15 protein-coding genes and 1 pseudogene are annotated in these 14,530 nt (G+C 67.7%); 7 read left to right on the forward strand and 9 right to left on the reverse strand.

What is annotated here, in order from left to right; genetic code table 11:
• Positions 1 to 233, forward strand: a pseudogene (locus tag MFF13_RS15485) (calcium-binding protein); the annotation flags it as partial.
• 274 nt (positions 234 to 507) lie between these two features.
• Here the strand turns inward: MFF13_RS15485 and MFF13_RS15490 are convergent.
• Both MFF13_RS15490 and MFF13_RS15495 read right to left on the reverse strand, forming a co-directional pair.
• Positions 508 to 1,335: a hypothetical protein gene (locus tag MFF13_RS15490; RefSeq protein ID WP_238272493.1), complete on the reverse strand. Its 828-nt coding sequence runs from the start codon at positions 1,333 to 1,335 to the stop codon at positions 508 to 510.
• Positions 1,336 to 1,378: 43 nt separating this feature from the next.
• Positions 1,379 to 1,957 (reverse strand): DUF805 domain-containing protein, encoded by a 579-nt coding sequence (locus MFF13_RS15495; RefSeq protein WP_238272494.1) that lies wholly within the window; start codon positions 1,955 to 1,957, stop codon positions 1,379 to 1,381.
• A 123-nt stretch (positions 1,958 to 2,080) separates the two neighbouring features.
• Here MFF13_RS15495 and MFF13_RS15500 point away from each other — a divergent pair, with 123 nt between their 5' ends.
• The 5 genes from MFF13_RS15500 (at position 2,081) to MFF13_RS15520 (ending at position 6,686) form a co-directional block, all read left to right on the forward strand.
• A complete protein-coding gene (locus MFF13_RS15500) occupies positions 2,081 to 2,344 on the forward strand; it encodes a helix-turn-helix domain-containing protein (RefSeq protein ID WP_238272495.1) in 264 nt (87 codons plus the stop codon).
• A 13-nt stretch (positions 2,345 to 2,357) separates the two neighbouring features.
• Positions 2,358 to 3,416, forward strand: coding sequence for an O-antigen ligase family protein (locus MFF13_RS15505; protein WP_238272511.1), 1,059 nt, complete (start codon positions 2,358 to 2,360; stop codon positions 3,414 to 3,416).
• 483 nt (positions 3,417 to 3,899) lie between these two features.
• Positions 3,900 to 4,259: a VanZ family protein gene (locus tag MFF13_RS15510; RefSeq protein ID WP_238272496.1), complete on the forward strand. Its 360-nt coding sequence runs from the start codon at positions 3,900 to 3,902 to the stop codon at positions 4,257 to 4,259.
• Positions 4,260 to 5,081: 822 nt separating this feature from the next.
• Complete coding sequence (locus tag MFF13_RS15515; protein ID WP_238272497.1) at positions 5,082 to 5,324, forward strand: hypothetical protein; 243 nt, start codon at positions 5,082 to 5,084, stop codon at positions 5,322 to 5,324.
• Positions 5,325 to 6,080: 756 nt separating this feature from the next.
• Entirely contained in the window at positions 6,081 to 6,686 is a 606-nt protein-coding gene (locus MFF13_RS15520; RefSeq protein WP_238272498.1) for an SOUL family heme-binding protein, read from the forward strand.
• A 190-nt stretch (positions 6,687 to 6,876) separates the two neighbouring features.
• Here MFF13_RS15520 and katG read toward each other — a convergent pair whose 3' ends face one another.
• The 3 genes from katG to MFF13_RS15535 all read right to left on the reverse strand — a co-directional run bounded on the left by katG (position 6,877) and on the right by MFF13_RS15535 (position 10,384).
• Positions 6,877 to 9,192 (reverse strand): catalase/peroxidase HPI, encoded by a 2,316-nt coding sequence (gene katG / locus MFF13_RS15525; RefSeq protein ID WP_147829035.1) that lies wholly within the window; start codon positions 9,190 to 9,192, stop codon positions 6,877 to 6,879.
• 199 nt (positions 9,193 to 9,391) lie between these two features.
• Positions 9,392 to 10,027 (reverse strand): class I SAM-dependent methyltransferase, encoded by a 636-nt coding sequence (locus MFF13_RS15530; protein WP_238272499.1) that lies wholly within the window; start codon positions 10,025 to 10,027, stop codon positions 9,392 to 9,394.
• 111 nt (positions 10,028 to 10,138) lie between these two features.
• A complete protein-coding gene (locus tag MFF13_RS15535; protein ID WP_147752360.1) occupies positions 10,139 to 10,384 on the reverse strand; it encodes a DUF6894 family protein in 246 nt (81 codons plus the stop codon).
• Positions 10,385 to 10,482: 98 nt separating this feature from the next.
• Between MFF13_RS15535 and MFF13_RS15540 the strand changes: the two genes are divergently transcribed.
• Entirely contained in the window at positions 10,483 to 11,988 is a 1,506-nt protein-coding gene (locus tag MFF13_RS15540; protein ID WP_238272500.1) for an SNF2-related protein, read from the forward strand.
• 22 nt (positions 11,989 to 12,010) lie between these two features.
• Here MFF13_RS15540 and MFF13_RS15545 read toward each other — a convergent pair whose 3' ends face one another.
• From MFF13_RS15545 to MFF13_RS15560, 4 genes are all read right to left on the reverse strand, one after another.
• Positions 12,011 to 12,184 carry a hypothetical protein gene (locus MFF13_RS15545; protein ID WP_187273636.1) on the reverse strand — a complete coding sequence of 58 codons (174 nt, stop codon included), beginning with the start codon at positions 12,182 to 12,184 and terminating at the stop codon, positions 12,011 to 12,013.
• A gap of 219 nt (positions 12,185 to 12,403) precedes the next feature.
• On the reverse strand, positions 12,404 to 13,108 hold the full coding sequence (locus MFF13_RS15550; protein WP_147829037.1) for a L,D-transpeptidase: 705 nt from the start codon (positions 13,106 to 13,108) through the stop codon (positions 12,404 to 12,406).
• Positions 13,109 to 13,319: 211 nt separating this feature from the next.
• The gene (locus MFF13_RS15555; protein ID WP_238272501.1) at positions 13,320 to 13,763 is read right to left on the reverse strand and encodes a Brp/Blh family beta-carotene 15,15'-dioxygenase; all 444 of its coding nucleotides are present in this window, start codon (positions 13,761 to 13,763) and stop codon (positions 13,320 to 13,322) included.
• 5 nt (positions 13,764 to 13,768) lie between these two features.
• The gene (locus MFF13_RS15560; protein WP_147752363.1) at positions 13,769 to 14,521 is read right to left on the reverse strand and encodes a bacteriorhodopsin; all 753 of its coding nucleotides are present in this window, start codon (positions 14,519 to 14,521) and stop codon (positions 13,769 to 13,771) included.
• Positions 14,522 to 14,530 lie beyond the last annotated feature (9 nt).

Here is a 14,530-nt window from a genome sequence, read left to right on the forward strand (position 1 = left end):
AGGGCTACCTCGCGGCCTACGCGGACATCGCAGCAGCCAAGATAGATCCGCTCGCGCACTATGAGGCGAACGGCTGGAAAGAGGGACGTGATCCGTCTGCGAGCTTCGACGTGAAGGCTTACGAGAGCCACTACACGGACGTGGCCAATGCTCACATTGATCCGATGCTGCACTACCTCCAGAGCGGCGCCCTGGAAGGCCGAAATGCCTTCAATGATGGGCACTTTGGGTGAGGCTGATTAGCAGCACCGCGGGACGATCCAGGACGGCCGGGGCAGCGATGCTCCGGCCGTCTTCTTTCGCCCTATGCGACTTGTATCCCTCTGTAATTACCGTCGGTAAAACGACATTTCCCGACGCCCTCGCCTACCTCGCTCTTCGACCGTTCAAGACGATCCCCATTGTCGGAAATATGTGTTGCTTTTTCTATCGTCAGGATAATGCTTTTGTCGTGCTATAATATCAGGCTTGACCGCTATTTTGGTGCTGCGGAACTGTAAGGTTCGCTCAACGACGCTGGATCACGAGGCAGTTCTCGATCGGGATGTGCTCGCAGCCCCGCGGGCGGGGCACGGCTCCTTCCTGCATTTCGCGGATGGTCGGTGCATACTTCGGATCCACGCTCGGCCGCACGGGGCGAGCCGATGGCGCTTCCGCTCCGTTCAGCTGGTCGGGCGGGGTCATCAGCTCCATGAATCCCTGTAAGGCACCTCGCTGCTCCGACTCGGTACCACGCTCAAGCTGGTTGCGCAGGCCGTACAACATCTTGAGGTCGTCGACCTCTTTACGGCTCATGCCCGGCATTGGATCGCCCTTTGGCCAAACCTGATCGAGGGTCGGTTGGGGCCGACCATTGATGCCATAGCCTAGTCGCTCGGCCGTGATGAGAAGCGGCTGGCGAAAGCCGCACACGAAGCCGCGCGAAGTCGAGGCGAAATGCACCTTCGCAAAGCCGGAAATGTCGGGCCGAGTGCGCACGTAGACGCGCTCGACGTTTCCCCAGCCAACTTCACCACGTCGCTCTGCATCCGTCCACGCCGCGAGGATGAACGCGGTCGCCTTCGAGCCGTCCCACCATTGAACCCGCTCAGCCGGTATCGGCACATCGGCTGGTGGATGGATGCGCTCCTGAAACTCCTTATCGGCCTCCCCGATAGGGCGACAATCGGGGGGGCCATCCAGCGTTGGTATGGGCGCTCGTCCGCTTTGAAAGGCGGGATCGAAGCGTAGGGCTGTCTCGCGCATGCCGGTTGTCGGCGCTGCGGTTTCTGCGTGAGCGGTGCCGAGGGTGAGCAGACTGATCGCAAGGGCGGTGATGCATGCAAGCGGGTTCATGGCAGATTCCGGGGATCTGGGATCAGGGTCGCCCTAAGACGGCTTAGGAGGCGCGAGCCTGGGTGAGGGCTTCCGACTTCAGCACCTCAAATTCGGCGTCGCTCAGGTGTCCGTCCTTGCGCAGGCGACCGAGGCGTTCGAGTTCGGCGATGGTGTCGTGCCGGGTCGGGCCTGCGACCGCCATTTGCGGAGCCACAGGCGACCCGCCAGCGGCCGGCGGCAGGCCGGCGGTGGTCAGGGTGCCGCCGCCGAGTGCCAACGGGTCAGGGCCGTGTTGATTGGGGCCGGGCGTGCCGCGCAAGCACATCAAAATCACGAGGACCAGATTCACCGGCGGGACGAAATTCAGAAACACCAAAAAACCGGTGCGGTTGGTGTCATGCAGGCGGCGCACGGTGACGGCAAGGCTCGGTAAGAAATGAGCCAGTACAACGAGTACTGTGATGATGCCGCCTGGCGATTTTTTGTCATCGAGACTAGCTTCCTGAGCGATGGCGCCGTCGATGATCAGGGCGATGAAGATGATCACCATCAGAACTGCGGTGAACTGCCAGAATTCGGAGCGTGAGGCGCGTCCCTCGAACACGGCGTAGCGCTTCATTGCGCGCAGGTACCCGCCCATCACACCGCTCCCTGACCGTTCCAAATTGCGTTCGCGTCGTACCGTGACGGACGTCCATACGAATAATTGGGGACTGTCAGTCCGTCGATTGTCAAGCCGCCGATCTGCCTTCGTGGCGCTGCTATGGATGCGCGCACGATCATCGGTTGGAATGTTCGGTCCCTGCGGGTGGCTGCCGGCCTGTCCCAGGAGCGGCTGGCATTCGCCGCGAAGCTGGACCGCGCTTATGTCGGGCGCATCGAACGAGGCTCGGAGAACGTGACGATCACAACACTCGAGGCGATCGCCCTGGTTCTTGCTGTCCCGGTCTCCGGCCTGCTGATGGAACCCGAGCCCACTGCAGGGCGCCCTCCGCCAATGCGAGCAGGCCGAAAGCCAAAAAGCTGAGCCGGCCTTGTTCGTGCGCCGCCTTCCGCTGGTCACCGGGAACGTCGTGCCGTGGACCGTGTTCCTTGCCTTCACCGTCTTGAACAGTGTCCATGCGGTCCAACCCGCCATGTCGATGGTCGAAACCCTCTCGAACCTCGTGGCGTTCTTGTTCCTCTACGCCTTCGTCCGCATTGCGGGTCCGCAACGCCTGGTCGACGCCCTGATCGTCGCTTGCTTTCTGCTGTGCTGCCTTTCCATCGCCGCATACGTCCTGAACCCGCAACTCGGTCGAATGAGCGACTGGACGAACGGCGCGTTCGAGCCGACGGGGCGCCTGCAGGGGGTCTTCGGAACGGCCAATTCGGCCGGCGCGTCGGCCGGCATCGGCATCCTGCTGATGGTCCTCGCATCGAAGATCTCGTTCCGCCGGCCCATGTTCTTCGTCCTCGTGGCGCCGATGGTGTTCTGCCTGCTGGCCAGCAACAACCGCATGTCCCTGATCGCCGTGGCGATCGGATTGTTCTACGTTTATCTCGCGCGCGGAAACGTCGGCCTGAAGCTGACCGTCGCTGCGATTGTCGGCGGCTTCTTCCTGCTGGTCATGACCGGTTTCAGCGACCAGATCCTCTCCAGCGTCTCGCGATCGGGATCGGCGGATGAGATCACGAGCGGCACCGGACGAAGCCGGATCTGGGCGGTGGTTCTCGATCTGTGGACCGAACAACCGCTGTTCGGCTACGGAGGCGGCTCGGCGAAGTTCATCCTTCCGGTGCATCCGCTGCTGTTTAAGGCGGCCGCTCACGCGCATAACCTCTACCTGAACGTCCTCTTCGCCGACGGGGCCGTCGGTTTCCTGATGTTCGGCACAGCCCTGGTCTCGACCCTGCGGCGCAGCGCAGGCACCCGGGCGCACCTCCTCCTCGCCATGCTCATCTTCTATCTCGTCTACGGGATCACCGAGCCCACAATCGGCGGTCTTGTCGCCTTCATCCCGCTGACCTTCTATGCCGTGCTGATCCTGGTGGCGGTCGCCCCCGACCAGTTCCGGCACCGATCGACGATCCCCGCGCAGACCCCATCCCGATTTTGAGCGCCGCGCGAAGGGCCCACACACGCGGTCCGGCCCCCCCGCGGGCAAGGTCGGACCGTCCTTTTCGGAGGAAACGGCTGACGAAGCGTGCTTCCCTGCGCAGGGCTCTGGGACGTTCCATCCGACAGGTCCGTTCGCCTTCTACATCTCCGGGAAGGAGGATGTGGCCCCCTTGGGCGGATCGGAATGACCGGGGATCGCACTCAGTGCATCCAAGCTCGCTTATCGATCAGGTTCCCCGCCGGACTACCGACCCGTCGCCAGCTCACCGACCTGGCAGAAGGCATCTCGAACCCGAAGTCGGATTTCGACGATCGATCAGCGCCCGCGCGGTCGAACGCACGGCTTTCGCGTTCGGATGGCAGGACCTTCGCAGCGCACGCAGCGGAGCCGCCGCTTCGTGTCACCCTGGAGCCGGCCACCAAACGATGGAAACCCCGCCGTTTCCGCTGCCTTTCCGCCAAAGCGATCGGACACCCTCCCATGACGACAGCTTCGCGCATCTTCGGATGGTCACTGCTGGTGGGCGTGATCGTCGCGACACTCGCGCCGATCGGCCTACGCCCCGTAACCGACGCCCCGGCGGCCCTCGAACGCTTCGGGGCCTACGCCGCGGTCAGCTTCCTGTTCGCCTTAGGATATCCGCATCGCCGCTGGCAGATTCTCCTGATCCTGTCGGTCGCCGCCGGCGCCATGGAGGTGCTCCAGATGATCGAGGCGACGCGCCATGGTCGTTTCGAAGATGTCGCGGTGAAGATCGCTGGCTGCTGGGCCGGAGTTGCGGCCACCTTCGCCCTCGCGTTGGTCCCCCGGAGGATGGCGAAGGACGAGTTGTCTCGATAGACGCAGCGTGCGTCAGCGCGTTTCCCGTCCCTCCCGCGAACGACCGCTCAGCCCCGCGACGACCTGGGCCGCGGCTGTGCCCCGTAGGATCATCCCCCTTTGGGCGGGCCGCACGGAAGCGATCACCGCGCGTCTGGTGCCACCACGATCCGGTTCGAAGACCAGATCGGTCGTCCCTCGCACACCTTGGCAGTTCGGAACGGAACCATGCCCATGCTTCGGCTTCTTCGATTTCTACGCAGTTGGTTACTGATGTCCGTTCCGTTGGGCATCGCCGTCGGAACAATCCTAAGAGCGAACAGGCGAGCGTCGTTTTCATCTCCGGGCTGTGCACCGGACCCGCTCGCCGGACCGCCCCCGCCGAAGTTGCCGTCACCGCCCCCGCACTCACTCTGATCCGGCGATGCGTTCCTGTCGGCACGGACGAAGAGCAGGCATCACGTTTTGCCGAGCCTTCTTTATCCCGCTCCGTGGACCGCGAGGCACCTACCTTGCGGTGCATCGCGGTCGGTCGCGCCGTCCTTCGAACGGAGGGGAGCCTTCTGCGCTGGTCCGCCGCGGTACCGCTGTGATGCGACGTCGTCCACGCCAATGGTGACGATCGGCCGTGATCGTGGGCGACGACTGGCCAACCCCGGTTCGCGACCAGATTTCGTCCGTGTCGATGCTTGCCGAGCGGCCCCTTTCGACGGTGGACTACCCGTTCACACACCGGCTGCACCTTTGTCGTGGAGCGATCGAGCGTGATGTATTTACAGACTTGGACTGATCGTTGCATATTGCATCGCACCCTATCCTCTGTGCGACGCAGGGCGTGACATCATGCTCGGACTGGTGAGGCAGATCGCCTTCAGCATAGCGGAACTCGAGGCGATGGCGGATCAGCAAGCGGCGCTCGCCGACGATCTGAATACCGACAGCGCGGCGGATGCCATACGCCAAGTCGCACAGCATCATCGACGGCGGGCCGATGAACTCCGCTCCGAGTTGGCGTCCTTGGGCTCGGAATTCGCAGCCGAAACCACGCCGACGCCGACGGCCAGCCTCGGCACGTGCGCGCCATGAGGGTGCGCGTCGCCCCTTAACGATCGGATCGGCAGAATTTGCACTCGCGGATCACAAACCGTGGATCGGCTTCGAAGCATGGCCCTCCGTCAACTCTGTTAAGTCGCTGCAATTTTAGCCGAAAAAGACCACGTGAGGTAAGGTCACGATCGGCGCCGATCGTGACCTCATCAGAAACTCCAATTCTTTCGCTGCGTCATACAGATAGGTACGGATCGCCCGGGGGCATGCTTCGACGTCGATCCCCATGCCCTGAAACGCGATGCGCGAGCATTCCTTGTGGAGTGCTTCCAGCCGCCCTTGGCATCGTACCCAGGATCGTATGCACGGAGTGTGCGCATGAAGCTGAAGCGCGTGCCCTGACGATGATTTAGCTGTTCTGTCCGGTTTAGATTCTGCTGGTCAGAATCCTGGCGCTCCAGCCAGAGCCTCATGCTCCACTCTGCCTTCCAGATCATCCACCGGCACGAACAAAAGCGTGGCTAACCCGCTTGGGCAAATGCCTGGGCATAACTCCTAAAACTGCAGATATAGCAATCAAATCAACGGTGAAGCTCGGACACCCCTTCCGCCACTCCAAAGGTCGCCCGCGTGATCTTTCGGTGGCGAAAGGCGAGCGCCCTATCGCCATGCCGTGATTTCTTTCCGGCAGATCGATCCCTTGGTTCAAGGACGAACGCCGACGACCCTGCGCCGGGAACGAGTCCTCGCGGCGGGCGCTATACTCGCTTGTCCCTCACCTCGGACGCTCCCGCCTTGGATAAGTTCGCCTACTACCTTGTCACGTTGCTCGAATCCGCGCTGGGCGTCTTCGGCGTGCGGTCCTTCTACGATCAGCCGCGCTACGCCGTCGTCGAGCGGCTCGAGCGCGGCGTCGAGATCCGGTCGTACGAGGCGCGGGTCGCCGTCGAGACCGATGCACGTGGCCAGGGGGACGGCGAGGCGTTCGGGCGGCTGTTCCGCTACATCACCGGTGCGAACCGGGACGGCGGGCGCATCGCCATGACGGCGCCGGTGGAGACGGCGGGACGTCGGATCGCGATGACGGTGCCCGTCGAGCAGGGCCCCGCCGGGACGATGCGGTTCTTCCTGCCTCACGACGTCGCGCGCGCCAGCGCTCCGGAACCCACCGAGGCCGGCGTCCGGCTGGTTCGCCTTCCGCCCGAGCGGATCGCGGCGCTGCAGTTTTCGGGCACCATCACGCCGCAGGCGCGGTCGGAGCAGGAGCGCATCCTCGCGGACGTGCTGGCGAAGGCGGGCCGCCGGACCGAGGACGTCCCGCTCCTCATGGGCTACGACCCGCCCTTCGCGATCCCGTTCCTGCGCCGGAACGAGGTGGCCGTGCGGCTGCCGGCCAATTGAGACCGGCGCCGCCGGGATCGGCCGGCGGCGCCAGAGGGGACTTTCGTTCCGCGCCGAGCTTGGCGCGGCCATCGAGGCCGTTGAGTCGGTTCACGTGAGCTGCGCCCGGCGGCCCCTCGACAGGCCTCTCGGGCGAGCCCCGTCCCACCGGATGGCGGGACGGGGGCGCGGGCTGCAGCGCCCTGGTCGATCAGGCGGCCATCGGCCCCTGGCGCCGGTGGCCCTTCACGTCGTAGCGGTCGAGCATCATCACCTTGTCCCAGACCCGGACGAAGTCGGCCACGAAGCGCCTCTGGCCGTCGCTGCCGGCGTAGGCGTCGGCGATGTTGCGCAGCTGCGCGTTCGACCCGAAGACGAGGTCGTTGCGCGTGGCCTCGTACTTGGCCTGCCCGCTCTCGCGGTCCTTCAAGGCGAAGGACGTGCCTGCCGCGTCGGCCTTCTCCCAGATCAGGTTGGTGTCGGTCAGGGTCCGGAAGAAGTCCGTCGTCAGCACGCCGACCCGGTCGGTGAAGACGCCCCGGGTCGAGCCGTCGTGGTTGGCGTTCAGCGCCCGCAGGCCGCCGGTCAGGACCACCCATTCCGGCGCGGTCAGCGTCAGCAGGTTGGCCTTGTCGAGGAACATCTCCTCCGGCGAAAGGCGGGGCGCCATCGCCGCGAACCCGTCGTCGACGTAGTTGCGGAAGCCGTCCGCGACCGGCTTCAGCCAGGTGAACATCTCCACGTCGGTGAGCGCCTGCGTGGTGTCGACGCGGCCCGGCGTGAACGGCACGCGCGCCTCGACCCCGGCGTCCCGGGCCGCCTTCTCCACGGCGACGCAGCCTGCGAGCACGATCAGGTCGGCGAGCGAGACCTGCTTGCCGTCGCCGCGGCCACCGTTGAACCCGGACATCACCCCGCGGAGCGCCTCGACCACGGGTACGGCCCGGCGGTTGACGGCCCAGTCTTTCTGCGGCGCTAAGGCGAGGCGGGCGCCGTTGGCGCCGCCGCGCTTGTCGCTGTCGCGGTAGGTCGAGGCCGCCGAGAAGGCGGTGAAGGCGAGGTCCGAGACCGAAAGACCCGTGGCCAGGATCGCCTGCTTGAGGGCGGCGATCTCGGCCTCCCCCACCGGGGCGTAGGCGGCATCGGGGATCGGATCCTGCCAAAGCAGGCCGTCCTCGATCGTCGCTTCCGGGCCGAGGTAGCGGTGCTTGGGGCCCATGTCGCGGTGGGTCAGCTTGTACCACGCCTTGGAGAAGGCCTGGGTGAAGGCGTCGAAGTCGCCGAGGAACTTCTCGCAGACCTTGCGGTACTCGGGATCGACCTTGAGGGCGATGTCGGAGGTCATCATCATCAAGGGATGCGACTGGCCCGCGACGTGGGCGTCGGGGGTCCGCGGCGCGTTCGGGTCCTTCGGCGTCCATTGCAGGGCGCCGGCCGGGCTCTTGGTCTGCTCCCAGTCGAACTTGAAGAGGTTCTCCAGGTAGGCGTTGTCCCACTTCGTCGGGTCGGGGGTCCAGCTCCCCTCGATGCCGTTGGTCATCGTGTCCTTGCCGGCGCCCTTCGGGTTGTGCCAGCCGAGGCCCATCGCCTCCATCGGCGCCATCTCCGGCGGCGGCCCGATCTCCTTGGCCGGGACCATGCCGTGGCTCTTGCCGAAGGCGTGGCCGCCGGCGATCAGCGCGACGGTCTCCTCGTCGTTCATCGCCATGCGGGTGAAGGTCACCCGGATGTCGTTGGCCGATCCCTGCGGGTCGCCGTTGGCGTAGGGGCCTTCCGGGTTCACGTAGATCAGCGCCTGGTGCGAGGCGGCGAGCGGGTTCTCCAGGTCGTACTCGGCGTCGCCGTTCTTCCCGCGCCAGCGCTTGTCGCGGTTGACCATCTCGTCGAAGCTCGAGACCGAGCCCATCTCGACGACCTCGGGACCCCAGTAGGTCGCGTCGTCCGCCTCCCAGGCGTCGAGGCGCCCGCCGGCGAAGCCGTAGGTCGGCAGGCCCATGATCTCCAGGGCGCAATTGCCGGTGAGCACCATCAGGTCGGCCCAGGAGAGGGCGTTGCCGTACTTGTGCTTGATCGGCTGCAGCAGGCGGCGCGACTTGTCGGTGTTGCCGTTGTCCCACCAGCTCGAGATCGGCGCGAAGCGCTGCATCCCGGTGCCGGCGCCGCCGCGCCCGTCCGCGATGCGGTAGGTGCCGGCCGAGTGCCAGGCCATGCGGATCATCTGCGGGCCGTAATTGCCGTAATCGGACGGCCACCACGACACCGACGAGGTCAGGAACTGCTTGATGTCGCCTTTCAGCGCGTCGAGGTCGATCGCCTGGAAGGCGGCCGCGTAGTCGAAGTCGGGTCCGAGCGGGTCGGCCGCGAGCCCGTTCTGATGCAGCAGCTCGACCCGTAGCCGGTGCGGATACCAGTTCTCCAGGGCAGGACGGCTGCCGAAGGCCCCGCCGATGCGGTCGCCTCCGAACGGGCACTGGCCCGCCATCGGGTAGGAATCGGTGTTGGTCTTGTCGATCGTCGTCGTGCTCATCAACATCCCCCTTGGCGCAGGACCGGCGGCGCCGGGCGTGCCGCTCTCGCGACATGCCACGCTTCTACGATCCTGCATCGCGAGCGACATCAGGCGCCCGCGTCGAAAATCAAGGTGCCGCCGCCTGCGCGCGCGCGACGGCCGCGGATGCGCCTAGGAACGAAGCGCCTCACGTTTGCGCGAGCCGATCGTGGACAATTCAAACGCCCGCTGGGGTTCGGCCAATCACGGCGCGCAGCGGATCGCCGCCCGCGCCGTCCGGGACGACGACCTGCATGGCGATCTCCGGGAAACCGGCATGGCGCAGGTAGAGTGCGATGAGCCGCGCCTGGTCGTCCCCACGCACCGCCTGCCAGATCGCCACCGCCTTGGTCGGGAAGCAGCGATTGGAGAAGGTGACGATGACGGGCGCGCCCGGCACGAGCACCCGGGCGACCTCGCGCAGGACGGCGACGGGATCCTGCAGGTACTGCACGCCGACGCAGATCAGGACGGCGTCGACGCTCGCGGTCGCGATCGGCAGCGACGGGTCGCCGTTGAGGTCCTGGACGAAGGACGTTGTCAGGCGGGGGTTGGCCGCGAGTTCGCGGGCGTTGAGGCCGTGGCCGATCACGGCCGCGAAAGGCACCTCCGGGGGCAGGTGGCTGACCCAGCTCGACATCAGGTCGAGGATGCGCCCGCCCGGCGGCAGCAGGTCGCGGTAGAGGTCGGTGACGGCCTGGATCGCCCCGTCGTCGATATGCGTCACGAAGCGGGGCTGGGCGTAGAACAGGGTGTCCGGCGCCGGGTCCTGCTTGGCGAAGGCTTCGGGCGGTAGCTCGGGCAGGCTGGTCACACGCGGTTCCCTCGTCGTCGGTCTCGCTCCCCAACGCGCGACGCGGCGACGACGGGGCCGCGACCGAATCGATGGCATCCGATCCCTGCGCAGGGCCGGTGTGCCAGGCCGTCAGGCGCCGCGCGCGACGGCGTCGGCCGGCGGCCGGAACGGCAACACAAGCACGTTGCGCCCGCGCAGGTCGTGGACGCTGACCTGCCACCCGCGCCAGTCGGTGCCGTCGTCGAGCGTCACCATCAAGGCCTCGGCGACGCCGCGGGCCCTGTCGGCCAGCCGCCCGGGAACACGGATCTCCTTGCCCACCGCGTCGAAGACGCATTCGAGGCCGTTGGTGCAATGGAAACGGTAGCGTGCCATGGCGGTGCGACCCCCTCGTGACGACGTCAGACATCGTTCACTCTATGTTCCAATTTCGAGAAGGCAAACGCGGGACGGTGGATAAGGTGGCACGGGGCGTGAACAAATCGGTCGCGGCCACGCCCGAGGCGCCGCCTCGGCTCGACGACGGGCGCTCCGCGGCCGGCTCGGCCGACCCCTCGGCCTACGGGCGGCGGCTGGTCCCGCGCCCGCACCAGGTCGAGGCCGCCGAGGCGATGCTGGCGGCGCGCGCGGCCGGCCGGCCCGGCTTCCTGCTCGGCGACGCCACCGGGCTCGGCAAGACGCTGTCGGTCTGGACGGCCCTGGCCGCGATGCCCGAACGCGACGTGCTGATCGTCTGCCCGAAGGGCGCCATGCCGCAATGGCGCCGCACCCTGGCGCTGTCCGGGTTGCCGGAGAAGGCGGTGACGCTCGTCAACTACGAGCGCACCAAGGGGCTGATGGCGCCGCCGGCCGCGGGCACGCGGCGGTCGGCCCGCGCCAAGAACAACGCGCTCGCCAAGCACGGCAGCCTGCGCCGGGCCTGGCCCCTGGTCGTGTTCGACGAGAGCCATCGCCTGCGCAACCCGTACAGCCAGCAGAGCCTCGTCTGCCGGCACCTCGCGGATGCGGCCGTGTTCACGAGCTACGTCAGCGCGACCGCCGGCCAGGCGCCGCACGAGCTGTTCTATCTCGGGCGGCTGCTCGGCGAGGCCGCCGACGCGCCGACGGAGACGCTCGCCGAGTTCAGGGTTCTGATGCAGCGCCTCGGGATCGGCCGGGCCAAGGGGCGATGGGTGAACTGGTCCTGGACCAGCAACGCGCAGGACTGCGCCGTGATGGCCGACCTGCTCTACACCGGCCCCCGCGCCATCGGCCTGCGGCGTCGGCCGGGCGACATCGCCGGCTGGCCGGAGGTGGAGCGCGCGCTCGCTCCGACCGAGCTGACCGCCAACGCGCGCCGCCTCTACGCCGCGACGTGGCGCGAGTTCCGTCGCGAGTTCGGCCTCCTGGGCGGAAGCACCCGGCGTCCGACCGGGTGGGCCGCGGACCTGCGCTTCCGGCAGAAGGCGAGCCTGCTGCGCGTGGACGGGACGGCCGACTTCGTCGAGCTCCTTCTCGGGGCCGGCGAGCAGGTCGCGATCTCCGTCGCCTTCCTGGAGACGGGGGCGGCGCTGCGGGCGAGCCTGGAGACGCGGGGCTGGTCGGTCGGCAGCATCGACGGCCGGCAGGACGCCGAGGCGAACGAGGCGACGCGGCGGGCCTTCCAGACGGGGGCGCTCGACGCGGTCGTGTTCACGGTCACCGAGTCGATCTCGCTCCATCGCAACGAGCTGCCGGGCGGCGAGCGCACCCGTGCCCTGGTGATCCACGACATGCGCCACAGCGCGATCCAGCTGGCCCAGATCGAAGGCCGCTGCCACCGGGACGGGCAGGCCGCGATCATCCACTACGCCTACGCCGAGGGCACGGTGGAGGAGGCGATCACCCACACCGTGATCCAGCGGATGGCGACGATGGGCGCGATGGCCGGCGAGGACACCGACCTGCTCGAGGCGATCATGGCCCGCCTGCTCGAGGACGATCCCGGCGAACCCGGCTGACGGCGATCAGCCGGAGGTTGGCTCAGTCCTCCCAGGACCGCAGCCCGCACACCCAAACCGTCACCACGACGGGGCCGGCGATGAGCAGCGACAGGGTGAGTTGATCCGTCGGGTCGCTGGTGAAGGCGCGGGCCACCGCGGGCCCGATCAGGGCGCAGCCGGCGCCGGCCAGGATCGCGACCGTTCGTGGGGTCATCACGTCACCTCGCAAGCGATCGGCACCTGTCGTCCACGCCCGCCCAGAAACGGGGGAGAAGCTGGGTACGAGGGGCGCGGACGGTCGATCCTCGGACCGACCCTTGCGTAAGCGTCGAAGGCGCGATTCGTTCGCGCCGGCGCGCAGATGCCGCGGCTCCCCGACCGGCCAGGGCACCGGACCGATCGCCGGGACGCCCTGCCGTCGGCAGCGCCCGCGCTACGCCGGAAGGACGACGACCTTGGTCTTCACCGGCGTCCGCGCATAGAGGTGGATCATGTCCTGGCTTAGCAGGCCGACGCAGCCGCTGGTGATGCCGCTGCCGATCGTGTCGGGCTCGCTCGAGGCGTAGATCGTGTAGAGCGTGTAGGCGCCGTTCTGGTAGAGGTGCAGGGTGCGGGCGCCGAGGGGGTTGTCGAGGCCGCCCGGCATGCCGCGGGCGTACTTGGCCGCCTCCGGCTGGCGGCGGATCATCTCCTTGGGCGGCGTCCAGGTCGCCCACTCGGACTTGCGCCCGACATAGGCGTCGCCGTGCCACAGGAAGCCGTCGCGTCCGACGTTGGCGCCGTAGCGGGTGGCGTTTCCGTCGCCCTCGATCCGGTAGACGTAGAAGTTGGCGGGGTCGACCACGATCGTGCCGGCGGCCTCCTTGGTCTCGTAGCGGACCGTGCGGCGGTAAAACTTCGGATCGAGCTTGCTGATGTCGGCCGCCGGGATCGGAAACTTCTCGTCCGGCATCGGCCCGTAGGTCCGCGTCGCCTCGGCGAGCAGGATGCCGTCCGTCGTCGCGCAGCTGCCGAGGCCGATGGCGCCGAGCCCGACCGCCGAGCCGGCCAGGAACGACCGGCGGCTCAGGATCGCCGGCCGGCCGAGTGCGGTGCGATCGCGTTCGCCGGAATCGGCATGCCCACCGTTGACGATCATGATCCCGAACGTCCCATATCCTGCGGTGCGGTTTCGCGCACGCGCAGGGCTGCGTTGGTCCTGGTGTACCGCCGGACCGGACCGGCGAAACCCGACCGTATCGGCAAGCTCGGCTTTTGCGTCGGGAGTGTGGCAAAAGTCCCGCGGCGCCGCGACTGTCCACCGGAGCCGCGCGATCACCGGCAGCGCGGGGCGTCCGGGTCGCCCGGGATCAGGGGCGGCCGTGCTGCCGGCCCGCGAGACGGTCGAGGAGCACGTGCGGCACGCCGGGACCGGCATCTTCCTCGCCGAAATGCAGGACCGACAAGGCCAGGAAGCCGGCGAGCGCCGCAAGCGGCGCGAGCTGCCAGGCGAGGAGGACCAGGGCCGAGAGGCCGAGATAGGGGATGGCGAAGACCCCGAACCACGCCCGGCCGTAGCGGGGACGCAGAAGCGGTGCCGCGATCGCGCCGTCGAGCGCCCCGTGGGGTACACCGAGGACGATCACGACCGAGAGCGCCGCGAGCCAGGAGGCTTCGCGCGGCAGGAACGCGGAGGCGACGAGCCCGAGCGCGACGAGCGCGGCGGCCAGGTGTGGCAGCCGGGCCGTCGCGGCGCGAAGGCGGCCCGCGGCGTCGGCCGCCGCGAGGGGCGGACGAGACGCGCGGACCGTCATGCGGTTCAAGCCGCCCGGCGCAGCGGCTTGGCGGCGGCCGTTCCCTCGGCCAGGTCGCGATCGACGGCGCGGGTCGTCTCCATCGTCGCCATGATGCCGTAGGCGACCTTGGCGGTCAGATCGAGGAGCGCGACCACGGCGAGCGCGACGGCGGGCGAGAGTAGGCCGAGGCCATCCTGGCCGACGAGGAGCACCACCGGGTAGGCGCACCAGACTCCGGTGAGGAACACGGCGTTGCGCAGGAAGGCTTTTCGCACGTCGGCCCGCTCGGCGGCGTTTTCCTCGCGCAGCTGCACGAAGATCCCGTAGAACACGGCCAGGAACGCGCCGCAGGAGATGGCGAACCAGGTCCACTTCACCGCGGCGACCTCGGACAGGCCGAAGGCCAGCGCCGTGACGATCATGATCAGGTCGGAGCCGACGAGGCCCCAGACCACGGCCTGCCGGCGCATGCCGGAATGCATCGCGGTGCGCGCGAGCCCGACGAGCAGGAGCGGCGTGGTGAAGGTCCAGTCGATGTAGCGCGCGACGTAGAATTGCCGCGCGACGTCCGCCGCGTCGGGGCCGGCCGGGAGGGTGATGCTGCCCTGCCCCGTCGCCATGGCGAAGTAGGAGCATGCGGCGATGATCGGCACGATCCCGTGGATGATCCCGTCGGCTTCCTCGGTGGGCGTCCGCCGCTTCGCCAGTAACAGGATCGCGGCAGCTCCGGCGGCCATGCCGGCGCAGCCCAGCCACAGCCAGAATTGAGGCGTCATCGTTGTCTC

Origin of the sequence: Methylobacterium cerastii (assembly GCF_022179125.1) — a bacterium.
Classification (GTDB): domain Bacteria; phylum Pseudomonadota; class Alphaproteobacteria; order Rhizobiales; family Beijerinckiaceae; genus Methylobacterium; species Methylobacterium cerastii.